We start from the raw sequence: 21,138 nt of genomic DNA on the forward strand, positions 1-21,138 counted from the left end.
AATTTCACGTTGAAGTGTGATTACTCCGGTTCCACTGATTTTGTGGAACTCAGGCTGCGCGGACCGCATTGCGCAGCTGATCTGCGGCGATTTTCAGGTCATCGATAAAGCGCTGATATTCCAGCGCCTTGGCTTTCACGTCGGGCAGCCGCAACAGATAGGACGGATGCACGGTGACGAGCACCTTGGTTCCGTCGTGGTCGATCAGGTGGCCGCGGTTCTTGTTGATCGGGGTGATCTTGCCAAGCACGCTGAGCGCTGCGGTGGCGCCGAGCGCCACCACGAGCTCCGGCTTGATGGCGGCGAGTTCGCGCGCGTACCACTGCCGGCAGGCGCGGATCTCCGCTGTGTTCGGCTTCTGGTGCAGCCGGACCTTGCCGCGCTGCACGAATTTGAAGTGCTTCACCGCATTGGTGATGTAGACGCTGGCGCGATCGATGCCGGCGTCCTCAAGCGCGCGATCGAGCATCTGTCCGGCCGGTCCGACGAAGGGGTGGCCGGCGAGATCCTCCTTGTCGCCGGGCTGCTCGCCGACCAGCATCAGCGTCGCGCCTTGCGGCCCTTCGCCGAACACGGTTTGCGTCGCGTCCTGCCACAGCGGGCAGGCGCGGCAATCGGCGGCCTCGTCGCGCAGGGCGGCGATCGTGTCGCGAGCCTGTGCATCCTGAGCTTGCTTGAGGGCCATCGGCTCATCCGGCCGCTTCTGCGGCTTGTGCGGTTCAGTTGCCTCGTTCGCGATCATCGCGACGGCGGTTCGTTCCGCGCTCGCGATCAATGGCTTAATCAGCGAGGCCTCCGGCAGGTTCCTCCAGTATTTCTGCGGCATCTCGGTCTGCATCGCTTTCACCTTCAGCCGCGCCGGATTGAAGATCGCCGCGTAATAGCTTCGCCAGGTTTCCTCCAGCCGGTCCTCGCCGGGCGCCTCGGATTTGGCGACGCCCGGTGTGATCGAGATCGCGTGGCCGTCCCAATGCGCGCAGACGTCGGGCGTCAGGATCGACCAGGGCATGTCGGCAAAGCGCTTGGCGAAGAATGGTGCAGCAAGCTCGACAATATGATGCTCCGGTTCGAACCAGGCGACGAAATGCGTATTCACGCGGCCGACCTCACGGAAGCGGACGAAGGCATGCATTTTATGTTCGTCGCGATGCACCTCACGCGCCATCGCGTTGATTTCGGCGACATCGGGATCGGTGGCGACGTTGAGGAGGTCATGAAGGTTGCGCAGCCGCCACAGCAGGCGATAGAGCCGGGCGAAGCGTTCGGAGTTGCGATGCAGGATCGCCGCTTTCGCCAGCTCGACGAATTTGGCCGGTACATTGAAGGTGCCTTCCGGCACATCGGGCAAATGGTCAGCTTCCGTCGCCGCAAACAATTCCGGCTCGGCATTGCGCACGGTCCATGTCACTTCCTGCGGCTTCACCTCGTTCAGCGCCAGCCGCCGTGCGGCTTGTCGCCAACCGTTGAAGTCGGTTTCGCTGTCGAGGATGATGGTGTGCATCAAAACCCAAATCCGAGTTGCGTCGCCTTCGGCTTGAACCGCTCTACCAATCCGCCCGCATCGAGCAGGCGCGCCGACGGGCGATGGTCGCTGAGAACGATGAACGGCAGCGCCTTGTTCCTGGGGATGTGCAGCCGCGCCAGATCGGCCACGCGGATCGAGGTGACGCGGCGTGTCGCGATGATGCGGTCGACCGCCTTGCGGCCGAAGCCCGGTACGCGCAGCAATTCCTCGCGGCTGGCGCTGGCGACGTCGAGCGGAAAGCGCTCGCGGTGGCGTAGCGCCCAAGCGAGCTTCGGATCGATGTCGAGCGGAAGCATGCCGCTTTCGTGTCCATCGACGATCTCGCCGACATCGAAACCGTAGAACCGCATCAGCCAGTCGGCTTGGTAGAGCCTGTGCTCGCGCACCAGCGGCGGCGCGATCAGTGGCAGGGCGCGGCTGGCATCGGGGATCGGGCTGAATGCCGAGTAATAGACACGCTTGAGCCGGTAGGCGCCATAGAGGTTGGCGCTGGTCTTGAGGATGGTCCGGTCGCTTGCGCTATCTGCGCCCACGATCATCTGTGTGCTCTGGCCGGCCGGTGCAAAGCGGGCAGGCCTTGTTTTTGTCGCAGGCTTTTCCGCGGCTTCGTCGAGCTTCAGCCGTAGTCGTCCCATCGTGCGGCGGATCGCGCGGACGTCCTTCTCCGGCGCGAGCTTGGCGAGACTGGTCTCCTCCGGCATCTCGATGTTGATGGAGAGGCGATCGGCATATCTGCCGGCTTCCGCAATCAGCGCGTCGTCGGCTTCCGGAATGGTCTTCAGATGGATGTAGCCGCGGAAGCGATGCTCCTCGCGCAGCTTGCGCGCGACGGCGACTACCTGCTCCATGGTGTAGTCGGCGCTGCGGATGATGCCGGAAGAGAGGAACAGTCCCTCGATGTAGTTGCGGCGGTAGAAGTCGAGCGTCAGTTTCACCACCTCGTCGACAGTGAAGCGGGCACGCGGCACGTTAGAGGAGGCGCGGTTGACGCAATACAGGCAGTCGTAGTTGCAGGCGTTGGTGAGCAGCACCTTCAGCAGTGAAATGCAGCGGCCGTCCGGGGCGTAGGAATGGCAGATGCCCATGCCTGGCGCGGTCGAGCCGAGGCCCTTGCCGTCGCTGGAATCCCGCTGCTCGGTACCCGAGGACGCGCAGGAGGCGTCGTATTTCGCGGCATCCGCCAGGATCTCCAGCTTGCGTTGCACGTCCATCGTGAATCCTTTTGATTTTGCTAATGAATCAGAAAAGTCCGCAATCCGATTGACTCATCAGGGTCTGTTAGCTTTATATTAGAACATACCATGAACAATTGAGCCAGTCGCTGGTTCTCTGTTCAGGCAGTGACGGCCTCAAATTTTCAAGTTGAAGGAGCGGCGCATATGAATGGCGCACGCACGGGTACGCTTGCGTCTCTGCGCGGCAGCATCGCGCGCATCGAGGCGCCATCGGAGGCGGCGATGCCGAACCGCATCGCGCTCGGCCACGCGAGCGCGGACGCGATGCTGCGCGGCGGACTTGCGCCGGCCGCGCTGCATGAGGTGTTCGCCGCTGGCCATCAAAGTGGTGCTGCGACCGGCTTCATCGCAGGGCTCGCCGGCCTCATATCGGCGCGCAAGCCGCTGGTGTGGGTGCGGCAGGATTTTTCCGATCGCGAGAACGGCGCGCTGTCGATGCACGGGCTTGCCGAGCTCGGCCTCGATCCGCGCCTCTTGGTCACGGTGCGCGCCGCCGATGTCGACGGCGCTCTGCGCACCGCGGCCGATGCGCTGGCCTGCGATGCGCTCGGCGCCGTGGTGCTCGAGGTCTGGGGCCAGGCGCGCCAGCTCGATCTCGTCGCCAGCCGCAAGCTGACATTGGCTGCGCAAGCCTCCGGCGTCACTGCGCTGGTGCTGCGGATCGCGGCAACTCCGATCCCCTCGACCGCGGAGACGCGCTGGATCGTGCGCGCGGCGCATTCGCCACCCGGCAATGCCGCGAGCCCTTGGGGCGCGCCGCGCGTCGAGGCCGAACTCGTGCGCAATCGTCATGGCCCGGTCGGGCGATGGATCATGGAATGGAAATGTGATGAGTGCCAATTCAGTGAACCGTCGGCGTATCCTCAGCCTGTGGCTGCCACGCCTGCCCATCGACCGCATCAAGCGCAAGCTCGCGCAGGACATCGCCTCGCAAGCTGATGCGCACAACGTTGTGCCAACTGACACACGGGAGGTGGCAGGGCTCCCTCTCCTGCTTGCGGGGGAGGGTTGGGGTGGGGGTCTCTCCACAAACAATGTTCTTCGTAAGGAGAGAGCCCCCACCCGGATCGCATCTGGCGATGCGATCCGGCCTCCCCCGCAAGCGGGAGAGGCGAAGAAAGAACTCCCCAGCGTCGTCGTCGCAAAAGACCACAACGCGATCCTGCTGCATGCCGTCGACGAGGCCGCGGTACGGACCGGGCTGTCGATCGGGTTGCCGCTCGCCAATGCGCGGGCGATCTGCCCGGAGCTCACGGTCTACGACGCCGACCCCGCCGCCGACCTGAAGACGCTGAACGACATCGCCGACTGGTGCGACCGCTTCACGCCGCTGGTCGCGCTCGACGCACCTTACGGCCTGTTCCTCGACATCACCGGCTGCGCGCATCTGTTCGGCGGCGAGCGCGCGCTGCTGCAGATCGTGACCCATGCGCTGAGCCGGCGCGGCTTTGCGGTCAGCGCGGCGATTGCCGGCACCTCGATCGCGGCGCGAACGCTGACGCGCCACGTCTCGGGCAAGATCGTTGCTGATGGCGCAGAGGCGCAAGCGGTCGGCCCGCTGCCGGTGTCGGCGCTCGGCGCCGATAGCGCTGTGACCACCGGCCTGCGCCGCGCCGGGTTGAAGACCATCGGCGATGTCGCCGCGCGCGCGCCGCACGAGATTTCGGCGCGGTTCGGCTCGGCCTTCACCACCTTGCTCGGCCACGCGCTCGGGCAGGGCGATGCCCCGATCAGCCCGCGCAAGCCGCTGCCCGACTATATCGTCGAGAAGCGTTTTCCTGAGCCGATTGCGACCGACACCGTGATCGCGCTGACGCTCTCGAGCCTCGCCAAAATGCTGGTCGCGGCGATGGACAAACAGGGCAAGGGCGCGCGGCAACTGGAGGCGAGCTTTTTCCGCACCGACGGTGCGGTGCGCGCGATCATGGTCGAGACCGGGCGTCCGGTGACGCGGCCGGAGATGATCGACCGCCTGTTCCGCGAGCGGCTCGATGCGCTGAGCGATCCGCTCGATCCTGGCTTCGGCTTCGATCTCATTCGTCTTGCCGCAGGGCGTACCGAGATCGTGGTGCAGCAGCAGCGCGATCTCGACGCCACTGTGCATGACAATGACGAGATCTCGGCGCTGATCGACCGCATCGCCGCTCGCATCGGCGGCAAGCGCGTCGTCGTGCATCTGCCGCTCGAGAGCCACATCCCCGAACGATCAGCGCTCGCGCTGCCGGCGCAGCATCATCTGGCCGCCGCCAGCGCCGCCGCATGGCCGGAGCGCGTCGTGGGCGAGCCGCCGCTGCGACCCTTGCGGCTGTTCGAGCGGCCGGAGCCGATCAAGGTGCCGTTCGCGAGCGTACCGGATGGTCCGCCGCATCAATTCACCTGGCGGCGCGCCTTGCATGCGGTGGTGCGGGTCGAGGGTCCCGAGCGGATCGCGATGGAATGGTGGAAGCAGGACGGTGCGGCGCTGACGCGCGACTATTTCCGCGTCGAGGATGCCGAGGGCCAGCGCTTCTGGATCTTTCGCGACGGCCTCTATGAGAACGAGCTGCGGGACGAGGCGGGCGCGCCGGTCGCCGCGAACTGGTATGTGCACGGGCTGTTCGCATGAGCGCGCCCTTGCCCGATTATGCCGAGATCGGCATCACCAGCAATTTCTCCTTCCTGCGCGGCGGCTCCGATCCGCGCGCCTATGTGCATCAGGCGAGCGAACTCGGAATCCCCGTGATCGGGCTCGCCGATCACAACACGCTGGCCGGCGTGGTGCGCGCCTGGAAGGAGCTCGACAGCGAGAAGGTCGCCCATCCGCCCAAGTTCCTGGTCGGTGCCCGCATCGTCTTCATCGACGGCACCCCCGACATCCTGGTCTATCCACGCGACCGCGCCGCCTATGGCCGGCTGTGCCAATTGCTCACCCGTGGCAAGCGCGGTGCTGGCAGCGAGCGCATCGAGAAGGGCGACTGCCGGCTCAGCCTGTCCGATCTTCTCGATTTCGCCGAAGGCCAGCTCTTGGTGCTGGCGCTCCCGCATCGCTTCGAGGCGGATGAGGCGCTCGACGTGCTCGCGCAACTGAAGGCCAGCGCCGCCGATGGCGTCTGGCTCGCCGCAAGCCTGCTCTACCGCGGCGACGACAAGCGCCGTCTCGCGCGGCTGCATGGCCTCGCCACCGATGCCGGTGTGCCGCTGCTCGCCACCAACGAGGTGCTCTATCACCATCCTGCGCGCCGTCCGCTGCAGGACGTGCTGACCTGTATCCGCGAAAAGACCACGATCGAGGCGGTCGGCCGCAGGCTCGAAGCCAACGCCGAACGGCATCTCAAGCCGGCGCATGAGATGATCAGGCTGTTTCGCGACCTGCCGGATGCGATCGCGGAGACCATGCGCTTTGCCGCGCGCATCTCGTTCTCGCTCGACCAGCTCAAATACCAGTATCCCGATGAGCCGGTGCCGCCGGGCAAGACCGCGCAGCAGCATCTGGAGGATCTGACCTGGGCCGGCGTCGACAAATATTTCGGCGGCGAGATCGACGACAAGCTCCGCGCCACCCTGAACAAGGAGCTCGCGCTGATCGCCGAGCTGAAATACGCGCATTACTTCCTCACCGTGCACGACATCGTGCGCTATGCGCGCAGCCAGAACATCCTGTGCCAGGGGCGCGGCTCGGCGGCGAATTCCGCAGTCTGCTACGTGCTTGGTGTCACTTCGGTCGATCCGACCAAGGTCGATCTCCTGTTCGAGCGTTTCATCTCCAAGGAGCGGCTGGAGCCGCCCGACATCGACGTCGATTTCGAGCATTCGCGGCGCGAGGAGGTGATGCAATATGTCTATCGCCGTTACGGCCGCCATCGCGCGGCAATCATCGCCACCATCATCCATTATCGCCCGCGTAGCGCGATCCGCGATGTCGGCAAGGCGCTCGGGCTGACCGAGGACGTCACCGCGGCGCTCGCGGACACCGTGTGGGGCAGCTGGGGCAAGGGCCTCAACGACATGCAGGTGCGGCAGGCCGGGCTGGACCCTGCGAATGCGATGATCAATCTTGCCATCGAGCTTGCCACCGAGCTGATCGAGTTTCCGCGCCATCTCTCGCAGCATGTCGGCGGCTATGTGCTGACCCAGGACCGGCTCGACACCTATGTGCCGATCGGCAACGCCGCGATGGACGACCGTACCTTCATCGAATGGGACAAGGATGACGTCGACGCGCTGCACATGATGAAGGTCGACGTGCTGGCATTGGGCATGCTGACCTGCATCCGCAAATGCTTCGACCTGATCGATGACCACAAGGGCAAGCGCTGGGAGCTCGCCAGCGTCCCGCAGGACGACAAGAACGTCTACGACATGCTGTGCCGCGGCGAGTCGCTCGGCGTGTTCCAGGTCGAGAGCCGAGCGCAGATGAACATGCTGCCGCGGCTGAAACCGCGGACGTTCTATGACCTCGTCATCGAGGTCGCGATCGTACGCCCCGGTCCGATCCAGGGCGACATGGTGCATCCTTATTTGCGGCGGCGGAACAAGCAGGAGCAGGTGAGCTATCCTTCGCCTTCGCCGGATCATGGCGACAAGGACGAGCTCTACAACGTACTGCACAAGACGCTCGGCGTGCCGCTGTTCCAGGAGCAGGCGATGCGGATCGCGATCGAGGCGGCGCATTTCACCTCGGAGGAGGCCAACGGCCTGCGCCGCTCGATGGCGACCTTCCGCAATCTCGGCACCATAGGCACCTACGAGGAGAAGCTGGTCGGCAACATGGTGGCGCGCGGCTACGATCCGGATTTCGCTCGAAGCTGCTTCGACCAGATCAAGGGTTTTGGCAGCTACGGCTTCCCGGAAAGCCACGCCGCGAGTTTCGCCCAGCTCGTCTACATCTCCTCATGGCTGAAGCATTATCACCCCGATGCGTTCTGTTGCGGCCTGCTCAACTCGCAGCCGATGGGCTTTTATGCCCCGGCGCAGATCGTCGGCGACGCCCGCAAGAACGGCGTCACGGTGCGCGAGGTCGATGTCTCCCATAGCTTTGCGCAGAACACGCTGGAGGAGCAGGTCGGCGATTATTGCGCAGTGCGGCTCGGCTTCCGCCAGATCGACGGGTTTCACTGGCTCGATGAGGACGAGGAGCGGTTGAAATCCCTCCAGTCGTCATTCCGGGGCGCGCAAAGCGCGAGCCCGGAATCCATTTCTCAGCGTAACAGTGGCCTGATGGATTCCGGGCTCGCGCCAAGAGGCGCGCCCCGGAATGACGGGGAGCAAGACTGGGCCGACCGCATCGTCGCGGCGCGCAGCCGCCGGCCATTCACCTCGCTGGAAGAGTTTGCCCGCGACACCGGTCTGCCGAAGCGCGCGCTGATCCTGCTCGCCGATGCCGATGCGTTCCGCTCGCTCGGGCTCGACCGCCGCGAGGCGCTGTGGGCGGTGCGGCGGCTGCCCGACGACGTGCCGCTGCCGCTGTTCGAGGCCGCGACCGCGCGCGAGCAGCCGGATGAGGGCGCAAAACCGCTGCCGGAAATGCCGCGCCCCGAGCAGGTGGTCGCCGACTATCAGACCATCCGCCTGTCGCTGAAGGGCCATCCGATGGAATTCCTGCGCGAGATGTTCACCAGGGAGCGCGTCGTCGCCTGCCACACCATCAACCGCAGCAACGATCGCCGCCGCGTTCGTTGCGCCGGCGTGGTGCTGGTGCGGCAGCGGCCGGGCAGCGCCAAGGGCGTCGTGTTCATGACACTGGAGGACGAGACCGGCATCGCCAACATCGTGGTCTGGCCGAAAGTGATGGAGCAGTACCGCAAGGAAGTGATGGGCTCTCGCCTGATCCTGGTCGAGGGCTATATCCAGAGCAGTCCGGAGGGCGTCACGCATCTGGTGGCGCAGCGCATGACCGACCGCTCCCACGATCTGATCGGCCTCGCCAACGAATCGCTGTCTCGCAAGCATCCCGTGCCGGCCGGCCCAGCGCTGATCGAGCCGCTCAACGACGACCGCCGGGATCACGGCGACAACTCGCCGCAAAGGATCCGCCATCCCCGCAACGTCCGCATCCTGCCGCCGTCGCGGGACTTTCATTGAAGTTGATGCAGATCAAAGCCATCGCCGAGCTCGCGTAAGACAAGGCACAAGAAGGAGACCGGGATGTCCACAACCGAGATCGCGAAGCGTCATTTCTCAGCGGCACTTGCAGATGCAAAGTCCACCGGACTGGATCACGACGCTCTCTGCCGTTCGCTGCTCGGCCTCGTCGTTTCGAAATACCTTGAAAACCGGAGCGTCGCCGACGTCCAGTCGGAGCTTCGCTTCATTGCCGACAATTGCGACCCCGACACAGACTTCGCATTCATGCGTCCCTAGATCTGGACTACGCACGGACTGTCGCGCCATCGCAGCGTTTCCGAGCACAAGGCGCACACCACGACGCGCTATCGGCGTCCCACGCTGACGTTCGAAAACCTGATGGGAAAGGGAGCATCCTTCTCCTATCTCGCGACGCTCGACGACGTGATCGCCTCGCGCGGCCGCAACCTGCTGATCGTCGACGGCAAAGGTCGTCGGCGCCATCGGCGGTTCGGGCTCGCAGGACAATGTGATCTTGCTCGCCGGCCAGGCCGCGCTGAAGTAAGGCGTGACGTGATGCGTGCCCCGGAATGACGAGAGATGGAGTATGTCTCTCAATTTAGTTCGGCTTTTCAGAATTTGACTTGACGCCGCCCCCAACTCAGATGTTCAATATGCCCGTCTCACCCGATACGAGGGGCGGATCGCGATCGTCACGAACGCGGGTCGAGATGCGGTGGACGCCGAATGCGCGACTGACGAGTGCGCATGACGCGGACGGCGAAGTCGTGTGGTCCTGACGCCCTCATGGCAGGTGTCTCTTCACATTGCGCGGTGCGCGTGGCGAAGACGGTGACAAGCAAGCCTGGTCTCGCCGGGGAGAGCACGAAGTAAGCCGTAGCCCATCGCGCAGGGAAAGCCGGGTTGTTTCCGGTTACACCTGTGGTCCTACCCCCGAGCTTCCTACCCATTGCTCGGGGCCCATGGGTGCGATCGGCACCCGGCTTTCCCTGCGCCCTCTGTTCAAGGAGAGGGTGAAACGAACAGCAAACCTCGGGCGGATCACGCCGCGAGAACGCTGATCCGCGGCTTACGTGCGAATGCTTACACCAAGCTTACAACTCGCCACCGTCGGCTTGGTCCTGCATTCGCAAATGGATGAACTCTTCGGCAGCTGCATACTATTCCACCGCGGCCCCCACCGGCGGTCCGCCCGGCGGGCGGTGCAGAAAGGTGATCGACGCATAGGCGCCGACCCAGGAGCCGGCTGCCGCGAAGGCGACGTAGAGCCAGTTTTCGGTGTAGCTGATCACCGCATAGGAGGAGAGCACGTACCAGACGCTGCTCCAGGTCGCCGCCGGCACGCGCTTGCGCGCGACGACCGCAGAGGTGAACATGACGTAGACCGCGTCGGTCGCCGCGGTCGCGAGGAAGACACCGCCGGCGGTGAGGGGATCGATGGCAGCCATTGCAACTCCTGTTCGGCTCGGGCAGAGCTAAGGCATGATGCGGAAAAGTGCGAAGCGGTTTTCCGAAAACATCATGCCCAAACAAGGCATGATCCGGAACAGCGTGAAATGGTTCTCCGAAAGATGGTTGGGATCGGGCACCGCCTTTTTGTCATCATGCTGAGGCATAGAATAATCACAAACAGGAACGCGCATGCAGGGCATCCGTGAAATCCTCGCCGATATCTGGACCGGCGCCGGCGGTACGTCGTCTGCGCTCGATGCGGTCAAGCTGACCGGCAGCGAGCCGCAACTGCCTTCGTCGTTTCGGGTCGCAGCCGCTGCGCAGGCGCCGATCGCAGCCGCGGGCCTTGCCGCGGCCGAAATCTGGAAGGCCCGCAGCGGGGACGGGCAGGAGGTCGCGGTCGATATCCGCCATGCCGTCGTCGAATGCCGCAGCGAGCGCTATTTGCGCGTCGACGACAAGCCGCCGCCGCCAGCCTGGGACAAGATCGCCGGCGTCTACCGTGTCAAGGACGACCGCTTCGTCCGCCTTCATACCAATTTTCCGCATCACCGCGACGCCGTCTGCAGGGTGCTTGGCTGCAATGCCGAGCGTGACGAGGTCCAGGCCGCGCTCTTGCAGTGGGACGGCGAGGCGTTCGAGACCGCGGCCTATGAAGCCGGCGGCGTCGTCGCCTTGATGCGCTCGCATGACGAATGGTCGGCGACGCCGCATGCCAAGGAGCTGGCAAAACTGCCGCTGATCTCGATCGAGAAGATCGGCGAGGCCGCGCCAAAGCCTTGGCCCGCCGGGAAGCGGCCGCTGGCCGGCATCCGTGTGCTCGACCTGTCGCGCGTGATCGCCGGTCCCGTCGCCGGCCGCACGCTCGCCGCGCACGGCGCCGACGTGCTGCTGATCTCCGGTCCCGATCTGCCTGCTATCCCCTGGCTGACCATCGACACCGGCCGCGGCAAGCTGACGACGTTCCTCGAACTGCGCAGCGAGGAGGGGCGGGGCGTGATGCGCAATCTCGTGGCGCAGGCCGATATTCTCTCGCAGGGCTATCGTCCGCAGGCGATTGCGCGGCTCGGCTTCTCGGCCGAGGAGGCGGCCCGCATCAATCCCGGGATCGTCTATGTGACGCTCTCGGCCTATGGCCATGCCGGTCCGTGGGCGGAGCGGCGCGGCTTCGATTCGCTGGTGCAGACCACGACCGGCTTCAATCATGCCGAGGGACAGGCGGCCGGCGTCGGTGGACCGAAGGAATTGCCGGCCCAGATGCTCGACCACGCCACCGGATATTTCATGGCGTTCGGCGCCATGATGGCCAAGGCACGCCAGGCGCGCGAGGGCGGCAGCTGGCATGTTCGGGTATCGCTGGCGCAAACCGGGCGCTGGCTGCGGAATCTCGGCCGCCTCGAGGCGGGCCTCGCGACCGAGGACCTGAAGGCGGATGCGGTGCAGCCCTACATCGAGCGGCTTCAGTCCGGTTTTGGCGCGCTGAGCTCGGTCCGGCACGCCGCCATCCTGTCGCGCACCCCGGCCCATTGGTCCCGTCCGGCGATGCCGCTCGGCAGCCATCGTGCGGAGTTTCCTGCCCCGGAGTTTCCCGGATGAGACATTCAGCCGCCGTTCAGGCTATCCGAACTTTAACGACGCGCACCGCCGAAATACGATTTTTAGGTTGTTTGCAACGCCAATTCGGCACTATTAGCGCACCGCTGGGGCTGTCCCGCCGGAAGCTGCAACGATCGACCCCGCGGACCGCATGCTGAAAGAGTTTACCAAGAGAATGCAGAGCTTTAGCCGCCCGCGTTTGCTCGTGGCCGCGGCGGTGCTGGTGGTCGCCTGCGCGGGCGCCTATGGCTACACCCGTTTCGGCTCTGAAAAGCAGGCGCCATCGGAAGTCTCCAGCCAGTCCCGCAAGGGCGGCACGCAGTATGCGCCGTCGGCCGCCGAGTGGGCCAGCCTGACCTTCCAGACCGTGTCCGAGCACACGTTCCGCTCCGAGCTGGTGACCGAAGGCAAGATCGGGATCGATGAGGACCGTTCCACCCCGGTCTACTCGCCTTACACCGGGCGGGTGACGCGCCTCCTGGTGCGGCCGGGCGATGCCGTGGCGAAGGGGCAGCCGCTGTTCGTGATCGAGGCGGCCGACACCGTGCAGGCGCAGAACGATTACGTCGCCGCGATGACCGGTCTCAACAAAGCTCAGTCGGCACTCGACCTGGCGCAGATCCAGGAAAAGCGCGCCAAGGACCTGTCCGAAGGCAAGGCGATCCCGCTGAAGGATTACCAGACTGCGCAGGCGGCGCTGGTGCAGGCGCAGAACGATGCGCGCTCGGCGCAGACGCTGCTGGAAGCCGCGCAGAACAAGCTGCACATCCTCGGCTTCGGCGACGACGCCATCACGACCTTGCAGCAGAAGGGCCGTCTCAATCCGGAGACGACGGTGTACGCGCCGATCGGCGGCACCGTGGTCCAGCGCAAGGCCGGCCCCGGCCAGTATGTCTCGACCGGCGCCAGCGATCCGGTCTACGTGATCGGCGATCTCTCGACGGTCTGGCTGATCGCCTTCGTCCGCGAATCCGATGCCGATAATGTCGCGATCGGGCAGGACCTCAGCTTCAGCGTGATGGCGCTGCCCGGCAAGCTGCTGAACGCCCGGGTCAACTATGTCGCCGCCGCGATCGATGCGACCTCGCGCCGGCTGCTGGTCCGCGCCACCATCGACAATGCCGATAATCGGCTGAAGCCCGAGATGTTCGCCAATGTGACGCTGTATTCGAAAGGCGATCACCCGGCGGTCGGCGTGCCGAAGCAGGCGCTGATCTACGAGGGCGATCAGGTTCGGGTCTGGGTCGCGAAAGCCGACGACAAGACCATCGAGCTGCGCCAGATCAAGCCCGGCCTCATCAATGGAGACCTCGTCGAGGTCGCCGGCAATCTCAAGCCTGGCGAGCAGATCGTGACGAAGGGAAGCCTCTTCATCGACCGCGCCGCCTCCGGCACCTAAGGCATGATCCGGGAAAGGGGAAACCGGCTTTCCGGATCGACCATGCTCAACAAGAAAAATCCTTCCAGCTGAAAGCGCCGATCTGAATGGATCGCCTCGTCGCCCTTGCCGTCAATCGCCGCTACTTGATGGTGGCCATGTTCGTCGCCGTCTTCGTCGGCGGCCTGCTTGCGTTCAAGCAGCTCAACATCGAGGCCTATCCCGATCCGACCCCGCCGATGGTCGACATCGTGACGCAGAGCCCGGGCCTGTCGGCCGAGGAGATTGAGCGCTACATCACGATCCCGATCGAGACCCAGGTCGCGGGCATCAAGAACCTCAAGACCATCCGCACCATCTCGCTGTACGGTCTGTCCGACGTCAAGCTGCAGTTCTCCTTCGACTACACCTATGACGAGGCGCTGCAGCAGGTGCTCAATCGCCTGTCGCAGCTCGCGCCGTTGCCGGGCAACGTGCAGCCGGGCATCTCGCCGACCAGCCCGATCGGTGAAATCTTCCGCTATCGCCTCAAGGGGCCGCCGAACTACAGCGTGCTCGACCTCAAGACGCTGCAGGACTGGGTGTTGCAACGCCGCTTCCGCGCGGTGCCCGGCGTGATCGACGTCACCGGCTGGGGCGGCAAGACCAAGACCTATGAGATCCAGGTCGACTTCAACAAGCTGGTCGCCAACGGCCTGACCTTGCCGCAGGTGCTTCAGGCGGTCTCCAACGCCAACATCAATGTCGGCGGCAACACCGTGAACATCGGCTCGCAATCGGCCGTGGTGCGCGGCGTCGGCCTGATCCGCTCGATCGACGATCTCGCCAACACCATGATCTCGCAGTCCGGCGGCAATCCCGTGCTGGTCAGGGACGTCGGCGCCGTCACGATCGGCGAGAAGCCGCGGCTCGGCATCGCCGGCATCGACGGCGACGACGACATCGTGCAGGGCATCGTGCTGATGCGGCGCGGTGAGCAGAGCTCGCCGACGATTGCCCGCGTCGAGCAACTGGTCAATCAGATCAACAATTCCTCGATCCTGCCGCCGGGCGTCAAGATCGAGCGCATCTACGACCGCAAGGACCTGATCGAACTCACCACCCACACCGTGCTGCACAACATGGTGGTCGGCATCCTCTTGATCGTGCTGTTGCAGTGGATCTTCCTCGGCGATCTCCGCAGCGCGCTGATCGTCGGCGCGACGATCCCGTTCGCGCTGTTCTTCGCCGTGATCATCCTGGTGCTGCGCGGTGAATCCGCCAATCTGCTCTCGGTCGGCGCGATCGATTTCGGCCTGATCGTCGACGCCACCGTGATCATGGTGGAGGCGATCTTCCGGCGGCTGTCGCAGACCACCGCGCTATCGGAAGCCGAGCGTGCCCACATCTCCGACGACACGGTGATGGGGATGAAGAGCCACGCGATCCTGTCGGCGGCCGCGACGTGTCGCGCTCGATCTTCTTCGCCGCGACCATCATCGTCGCTGCCTTCCTGCCGTTGTTCACGCTGGGCGGCGTCGAGGGCAACATCTTCGGGCCGATGGCGCGGACCTATGCCTACGCGCTCGCAGGCGGATTGCTGGCGACGTTCACCATCACGCCGGCGCTGAGCGCGATCATCCTGCCGGCGCATATCCACGAAACCGAGACCTGGATCGTCAAGAAGCTCGACGCGATCTACCTGCCGGTGCTCAACTGGGCGATCGCCAACCGCAAGGTCGTGATGGCCGGCGCCGCCGGCCTCGTGGTCATGACCATCATCTTCGTCCGGTTCCTGGGCCTCGAATTCCTGCCCAAGCTGGAAGAGGGCAATCTGTGGATTCGCGCCACGCTTCCGCCGACGATCTCGCTGCAGGAAGGCAACGCCTACGTCAACGAGATGCGCAAGCTGATCCGCAGCCGTCCCGAGGTGGTGTCGGTGGTGTCGCAGCACGGCCGTCCCGACGACGGCACCGACGCCGCGGGATTCTTCAATGCCGAATTCTTCGCGCCCCTGAAGCCGGCCGGCGAATGGCCCGATACACACGACAAGGACGTGCTCACCGCGCAATTGCTGGGGCAGTTGCAGGAGAAATTCCCGGGCGTCGAATTCAACTTCTCGCAATACCTGCAGGACAACGTCTCGGAGGCGGTGTCCGGCGTGAAGGGCGAGAACTCGATCAAGCTCTATGGCAATGATTTGCAGGCGCTGACCGACACCGCCAACAAGATCAAGTCCGTGCTGTCGACCGTGCAGGGCGTCACCGACCTCGCGGTGTTCACCTCGCTCGGTCAGCCGACCGTCCAGATCGACGTCGACCGTGCGCGCGCGGCGCGCTACGGCCTGTCCCCGGGCGACATCAATGCGACGATCAAGGTCGCGGTCGGCGGCGACACCGCAGGCGATCTCTATGAACCCGGCAGCGACCGGCACTTCCCGATCATCGTTCGCCTTGCGCCCGAGTATCGCAAGAGCGCGGAGGCGATCCAGAACCTGCGGATCGGAGTCGCGAACACCAATGGCGGCATCACGCAGATCCCGCTCTCCGAAGTTGCCTCGATCAAGCTGATCTCCGGCGCGGCCTACATCTATCGCGAGCAGCAGGAGCGTTATCTGCCGATCAAGTTCTCGGTGCGCGACCGCGACCTCGGCAGCGCGATCCTGGAGGCCCAGCAAAAGGTCAATGAGCAGGTTCAGTTGCCGCCCGGCTCGCATCTCGAATGGGTCGGCGAGTTCGGCAATCTGCAGGACGCGATCAAGCGGCTGTCGATCGTGGTGCCGATCAGCCTCGTGCTGATCGCGGTGCTGCTGTTCTTCAATTTCGGCTCGATGGTCGACACCATGCTGGCGATGAGCGTGATCCCGATGGCGATCTTCGGCGGCGTGCTCGGGCTCTTGATCTCCGGCATCCCGTTCAGCGTATCGGCGGCGATCGGCTTCATCGCGCTGTTCGGCATCGCCGTGATGGACGGCATCATCATCCTGTCGCAATTCAATCAGCTGATCGACGAAGGCTATGACCGGTTGCGCGCGGTGATCCGCACCGGCGAATTGCAGCTTCGTCCGGTGCTGATGACCTGCGTCGTGGCGGGCGTCGGCCTGCTGCCGGCGGCGGTGTCGGAGGGCATCGGCTCGCAGGTGCAGAAGCCGCTCGCGATCGTCGTCGTCACCGGCATGATGCTGGCGCCGCTGGTGATCCTAATCACGCTGCCGGTGCTGATCTCCTACTTCTCGCGTCGGCCGAAAGACAACGTCAGGTGAAGCCGTAGAGCCGTGCGGGATTGTCGACCAGGATGGTCTTGCGGGTCGCGGCATCGGGCGCCCAGACCGGAAGCTGGTTGAGGAGGCGGCCATCGTCGATCTGGTACAGCGGCGTCACGTCGGTGACCTTCTTGCCCGCCGGTGTCACCGAATCCGGATGCGGCCAGTCGGTGCCCCAGACGATGCGCTCGGCATTGGCAGCGATCAGCGCCTGCGCCAGCGGCGTGGCGTCGGCATAGTCGGGCGCAAGCTTGGAGGCGCGGTAGGCGCCGGAGATCTTGACGTAGGCCTTGCCTGATTTGACCAGCGCGAGCAGGTCATCAAACCCCGGCTGGCCCGTGCCGAGCGCGGCCTCGGCGCCGCCGAAATGGTCGAACACCACGGGCACCGGCGCTGCCGCGACCAGATCCTTGATCGCGGAGATCATGGCGAGGCTGGTGAAAAGCTGGACATGCCAGCCGCGCGCCTTCATCCGCTCGATCGCGGCCGAGAAGCGCTGCCGGCCGACATTGGGATCGTTGACGCCGCCGGTCGCAAGGTTGAGGCGGATGCCGCGGAAGCCGGCGTTCTGCATGGCGGCGAGATCGCTTTCGCTGGTCTTGTCGTCGATCACGGCGACGCCGCGCGCCGTGGGGCCGCGCGCCGTCATGCCGAACAGGGTCGAGGAATTGTCGGGGCCGTAGACGCTCGGCGTCACGATCACCACGCGCTCGACATGCAGCGCCTTGTGCAGCGCGCTCATCTCCTCCGGAGAGGCCGGTTCCGGCGTATAGACGCGGCCGGCGAAGAACGGGAATTTCTCGGGGTCGCCATGGATGTGGGTGTGGCAGTCGCATGCACCGGCAGGCACGTCGAAGTTCACCGGGGTCGATGGTTGCGCTGCCTTGGACAATGCGTTGCTGCTGGTCATGGTCACTCCCGCTGCGATGGAAGCCAGCATCATATCGCGTCGCGTCAGCATTGGACGTCTCCCTGCATGCTCGGCTGTTATGCGCGCACTCCGCGCACCGGCATTATCGGTTGCCTGCGGGGGCGGAGGTTATCGGCGGAGAGAGCGGGCGGAAAGGGCCGGTTCGCGCTGCGACCGGTTCCATCAGGCCTATTGCCCCGACGGCGTGCGCAGGCCGTGCCAGGCGTCGCGCACCTGATGGTAGTGCACTTCGGGCAGATAGTCGGGCGTCTTGAGATTGAGCGTCTTGACGTCGAGCCGTCCGACCGCGCTGAGCAGGGTGTAGGAGGCGATCACGCGGTCGCGCTGCGCGCCGATCAGACGGGCTCGTGCCGTGATCAAGTCCTGCTGGGCGTTGAGCACGTCGACGGTGGTGCGCTGGCCACCGGCGCCTCCTTCTGCACACCTGCGAGCGCGACCTCGGCGGCCTTCACCTCGGACTCGGAGGCCGACACCGCAATCTTGGCGCCCTCATTGGCGACCCATGCGCTGACCGCGGCGGTCTTGGCCTGATTGCGGACCTGATCCAGCACGAGGCGGCTCTGCGCGGCCACTTCCTTGGCCTGCCGGGTCTGCGAGGCCGCGGTGCCGCCGTCATAGATCGGCTGCGTGACCTGGCCGATCACCGAGGCCTGGTCCGTTCCGAACGTACCGAGCGTCTGGTCGTTGTCGCGGCTGCGGCTGACGCTACCCTGCAGGGTAACGTTCGGCATCAGGCTGCTCTCGGCGACGCGGATCGAGGTCGAGGCGACATCGACGTCGAAGCCGGCCGCGGTCACGGCGGGATGCTCGCGCAGCGCAAGCGCGATCGCATCCTCGCGGCTGCGCGGCAGCAGCCGGTCGGTGGTTTCCGCCGGCCGCAATTGCGACGGCGGGTTGCCGACCACCTGCGCATAGGTGGCCTGGCTGACCGCATAGTTGACCTCGGCGGCGTTGAGATCGGCGAGGCCGCGGTTGAGGCGCGCCTCGGCCTGGGCCGTATCGGTCGGCGTAACATCGCCGGCATTGAGGCGGCGCTGCGTGATCGCCTGGGTCTCCTTCAGGAAGGCGACGTTGGACCGCTGCGCCTCGACCAGGGTCTGGTTGGCCAGCACGTTGGTATAGGCGGTGACAGCATCGAGCAGCACGCCCTGGCCGACATTGCGCAGCGCCTCGCGGCCGGATTGCACCTGCAATTCGGCGACGCGGACGCTGTTGGCGGTCTTGAAGCCGTTAAACAGGGTCTGGGTCACCGTGACCCCGATCTGCCACGGCTTCAGCGTCGCGGTCTGGATGACGTTGCCGGGTAGCTGGTCGCGGACCGCCTGCAGGCCGAGCGAAAGGCCGGCCACGATCTGGGGACGATAGCCGGCCAGCGCCTGCGGAACGTTCTCGTCGGTGGCGCGCTGGCGTGCCCGCTCGGCATTAAGCTGCGGATTGGTCTGGTACGCCTTGACCAGGGCCTCCGGCAGGCTCTCGGCGCGGGCCGCGGTGTCAGTCAGCAGGGCGCATGCCAATGCGCCAAGGCCGATGCCCGACAAAAGCACGCGCCTCGCTACGTCGCCAATATCAGCGGCACGCCCAACCATGTGATCCCGCACACCAAAACCCCGGCAATCCGCTCCCGCGGACGCCGTCGACACATCTACCTGTTTACGGGGCGGCACCGCCACAGGCAAACCGCCCCGCGACATCTGCACATCATTTCGGTTCTTGTCTGTTGCCGGTTCGTCACAGGCGAACGCGACTGTCATATGAAGTATAAGTTCGAACCGCCGCCCGTCGATTCAGCAACGCCGGTTATCCACCGCCTGCCTGGGTTCATTGCAGATGCCTAAGTATTTCTCCGACCCCGAGGCGATCGCGGAGCACATCATTCGTGACGTCGGAACCAAGCTGGTGGTGGGGCTGCCGCTCGGCCTCGGCAAGGCCAACCATATCGTCAACGCGCTGTATGCGCGGGCTGTCGCCGATCGCTCGATCAATCTGACGCTGTTCTCCGCGTTGACGCTGGAAAAGCCGAAGCCGATGAACCTGCTAGAGCAGCGCTTCATCGGCCCGGTGATCGATCGCCTGTTCGGCTCCTATCCGGATCTCGCTTATGCGGACGCGCTGCATCGCGGAGCGCTCCCGCCCAACATCAAGGTGATCGAATTCTTCTTCCTCGCTGGGCAGTGGCTCTATCGACCGTTCGCCCAGCAGCACTACATTTCCGCCAATTACACCCACGCGGCGTCATATCTGCTGTCGCGCGGATTGAACGTCGTCCCGCAGCTCGTCGCCAAGCGCGTAGTCGACGGCGTGCCGCGATACAGTTTGAGCTGCAACACCGACACGACGCTCGATGTGTTGCGCGCCCGCGCGCAGGGGCGGGCGTCATTCAAGCTGATCGGCCAGGTCAATTCCGAGCTGCCGTTCATGCCCGGACCCGGCGATCTTCCGGCGGATGAATTCGCCGCGGTGCTCGACAGTCCCGACGCCGATTTCCCGTTGTTCGCGCCGCCGTCGGAGCCGATCAGCGATACCAAATATGCCCTCGGACTGCACGCCGCCGGTCTGGTCCGCGACGGCGGCACGTTGCAGATCGGCATCGGGCAGGTTGGCGATGCGCTGGCGCAAGGGCTCGTGGTCCGCCACCGCGACAACGCCCAATTCCACGGCATCATGCAGCGGCTTGCGCCCGGTACCGCACAGCTCGCGGTGGCCGAGACCGGGCCGTTCGAGAAGGGCCTCTACGGCGTCAGCGAGATGCTGTTCGAGGCGTTCCTCGCACTGATCGATATAGGCATCCTCAAGCGCGACGTCGACGGCGTAATCCTGCACGGCGCATTCTTCCTCGGACCGCAATCGTTCTATCGCGCCCTGCGCGAGATGCCACCGGAGCAATTGGCGCGCATTCAGATGATGCCGGTGTCCTTCACCAACGAGGTCTTCGGCGACGAGGACGGCAAGCGCCGTGCCCGGGTCGATGCGCGTTTCGTCAACAACGCGATGATGGCGACGCTGTTGGGCGCTGCGATTTCCGACGGGCTCGAGAATGGCCAGGTCGTCAGCGGAGTCGGCGGCCAGTACAATTTCGTAGCCCAGGCGTTTGCGCTCGAGGGCGCGCGCTCGGTGCTGGCGCTGGAGGCAACCCATCAATCCGGCCAGCAAACGCAGTCGAACATCCGCTGGTCGTATGGCCATGAGACCATTCCGCGGCACTTGCGCGATATCTTCGTCACCGAATATGGCGTTGCCGATGTCAGGGGGAAAACCGATGCGGACGTGATCGCGGCAATGCTGCAGATCTCGGACTCCCGCTTCCAGGGTGAACTGCTGCGGCAGGCCAAGGACGCCGGCAAGCTGCCGCGGAGCCATGAGATATCAGCGGCTCATCGCGAGAACTATCCCGAGCGGATCCGCGATGCGCTGAAGCCCGCGCGCGACGCCGGGTTGCTGCCGTCATTCCCGTTCGGCAGCGACTTCACCGACGTCGAGCAGCGGCTGATTCCGGCGCTGCAGATATTGCAGCAGGCGCAGCGTACGCCGCTGCAGCTCGCCGGCATGCTGTGGCAGGGGATGCGGCATCCGCCCGATGCGGCTGACCGCGAATGCCTGGCGCGGCTCGGCCTCGACAAGCCGACGCACGTCGACGAGCGCGCCTATCGTGCGCTCGTCACCGCGGCATTGCAACGGAGCCGCAACGCGTGATCCGGAAAAGTGCGAAGCGGTTTTCCG

12 protein-coding genes and 2 pseudogenes are annotated in these 21,138 nt (G+C 65.0%); 7 read left to right on the top strand and 7 right to left on the bottom strand.

Going from position 1 to position 21,138, the window contains the following annotated elements:
- Nucleotides 1-49 precede the first annotated feature (49 nt).
- Both ALC15_RS04440 and ALC15_RS04445 read right to left on the bottom strand, forming a co-directional pair.
- Entirely contained in the window at nucleotides 50-1,501 is a 1,452-nt protein-coding gene (locus tag ALC15_RS04440; protein ID WP_050626232.1) for a UdgX family uracil-DNA binding protein, read from the bottom strand.
- A complete protein-coding gene (locus ALC15_RS04445; protein WP_050626233.1) occupies nucleotides 1,501-2,736 on the bottom strand; it encodes a putative DNA modification/repair radical SAM protein in 1,236 nt (411 codons plus the stop codon). Before ALC15_RS04445 ends, ALC15_RS04440 begins: the two co-directional genes overlap by 1 nt.
- Before the next feature lie 168 nt (nucleotides 2,737-2,904).
- Here ALC15_RS04445 and ALC15_RS04450 point away from each other — a divergent pair, with 168 nt between their 5' ends.
- From ALC15_RS04450 to ALC15_RS04460, 3 genes are read left to right on the top strand one after another with little or no spacing between them, the layout of a single operon-like run.
- Nucleotides 2,905-3,699, top strand: a complete 795-nt coding sequence (locus ALC15_RS04450) for an ImuA family protein (RefSeq protein WP_050626234.1) — start codon at nucleotides 2,905-2,907, stop codon at nucleotides 3,697-3,699.
- On the top strand, nucleotides 3,590-5,365 hold the full coding sequence (locus tag ALC15_RS04455; RefSeq protein WP_430649136.1) for a Y-family DNA polymerase: 1,776 nt from the start codon (nucleotides 3,590-3,592) through the stop codon (nucleotides 5,363-5,365). The genes ALC15_RS04450 and ALC15_RS04455 overlap by 110 nt, the downstream gene beginning before the upstream one ends.
- Nucleotides 5,362-8,820 carry an error-prone DNA polymerase gene (locus tag ALC15_RS04460; RefSeq protein ID WP_050626235.1) on the top strand — a complete coding sequence of 1,153 codons (3,459 nt, stop codon included), beginning with the start codon at nucleotides 5,362-5,364 and terminating at the stop codon, nucleotides 8,818-8,820. The genes ALC15_RS04455 and ALC15_RS04460 overlap by 4 nt, the downstream gene beginning before the upstream one ends.
- A 96-nt stretch (nucleotides 8,821-8,916) precedes the next feature.
- Here ALC15_RS04460 and ALC15_RS45115 read toward each other — a convergent pair whose 3' ends face one another.
- The 3 genes from ALC15_RS45115 to ALC15_RS44020 form a co-directional block, all read right to left on the bottom strand.
- Entirely contained in the window at nucleotides 8,917-9,306 is a 390-nt protein-coding gene (locus tag ALC15_RS45115; protein ID WP_157860859.1) for a hypothetical protein, read from the bottom strand.
- A 677-nt stretch (nucleotides 9,307-9,983) separates the two neighbouring features.
- Nucleotides 9,984-10,271 (bottom strand): hypothetical protein, encoded by a 288-nt coding sequence (locus tag ALC15_RS04475; protein ID WP_050626238.1) that lies wholly within the window; start codon nucleotides 10,269-10,271, stop codon nucleotides 9,984-9,986.
- 27 nt (nucleotides 10,272-10,298) lie between these two features.
- Nucleotides 10,299-10,466 carry a hypothetical protein gene (locus ALC15_RS44020; protein WP_157860860.1) on the bottom strand — a complete coding sequence of 56 codons (168 nt, stop codon included), beginning with the start codon at nucleotides 10,464-10,466 and terminating at the stop codon, nucleotides 10,299-10,301.
- Here ALC15_RS44020 and ALC15_RS04480 point away from each other — a divergent pair.
- The 3 genes and pseudogenes from ALC15_RS04480 to ALC15_RS04490 all read left to right on the top strand — a co-directional run bounded on the left by ALC15_RS04480 (nucleotide 10,465) and on the right by ALC15_RS04490 (nucleotide 16,490).
- Entirely contained in the window at nucleotides 10,465-11,871 is a 1,407-nt protein-coding gene (locus ALC15_RS04480; RefSeq protein WP_050626239.1) for a CoA transferase, read from the top strand. The two genes, ALC15_RS44020 and ALC15_RS04480, sit on opposite strands and share 2 nt — an antisense overlap.
- Nucleotides 11,872-12,022: 151 nt before the next feature.
- On the top strand, nucleotides 12,023-13,270 hold the full coding sequence (locus ALC15_RS04485) for an efflux RND transporter periplasmic adaptor subunit (protein ID WP_050626240.1): 1,248 nt from the start codon (nucleotides 12,023-12,025) through the stop codon (nucleotides 13,268-13,270).
- Between the two features lie 86 nt (nucleotides 13,271-13,356).
- Nucleotides 13,357-16,490, top strand: a pseudogene (locus tag ALC15_RS04490) (efflux RND transporter permease subunit).
- On the opposite strand, the gene ALC15_RS04495 reads toward ALC15_RS04490, so the two are convergent.
- Together ALC15_RS04495 and ALC15_RS04500 are read right to left on the bottom strand one after the other, a co-directional pair.
- Nucleotides 16,483-17,451 carry an amidohydrolase family protein gene (locus ALC15_RS04495; protein ID WP_050626241.1) on the bottom strand — a complete coding sequence of 323 codons (969 nt, stop codon included), beginning with the start codon at nucleotides 17,449-17,451 and terminating at the stop codon, nucleotides 16,483-16,485. The pseudogene ALC15_RS04490 and the gene ALC15_RS04495 overlap by 8 nt on opposite strands.
- 138 nt (nucleotides 17,452-17,589) lie before the next feature.
- A pseudogene (locus ALC15_RS04500) lies at nucleotides 17,590-19,007 on the bottom strand (TolC family outer membrane protein).
- A 241-nt stretch (nucleotides 19,008-19,248) separates the two neighbouring features.
- On the opposite strand from ALC15_RS04500, the gene ALC15_RS04505 reads away from it, so the two are divergent.
- Entirely contained in the window at nucleotides 19,249-21,111 is a 1,863-nt protein-coding gene (locus ALC15_RS04505) for an acetyl-CoA hydrolase/transferase C-terminal domain-containing protein (protein ID WP_050626242.1), read from the top strand.
- The last annotated feature ends 27 nt before the right edge of the window (nucleotides 21,112-21,138 follow it).

This window comes from Bradyrhizobium viridifuturi, from assembly GCF_001238275.1.
Classification (GTDB): Bacteria; Pseudomonadota; Alphaproteobacteria; order Rhizobiales; family Xanthobacteraceae; genus Bradyrhizobium; species Bradyrhizobium viridifuturi.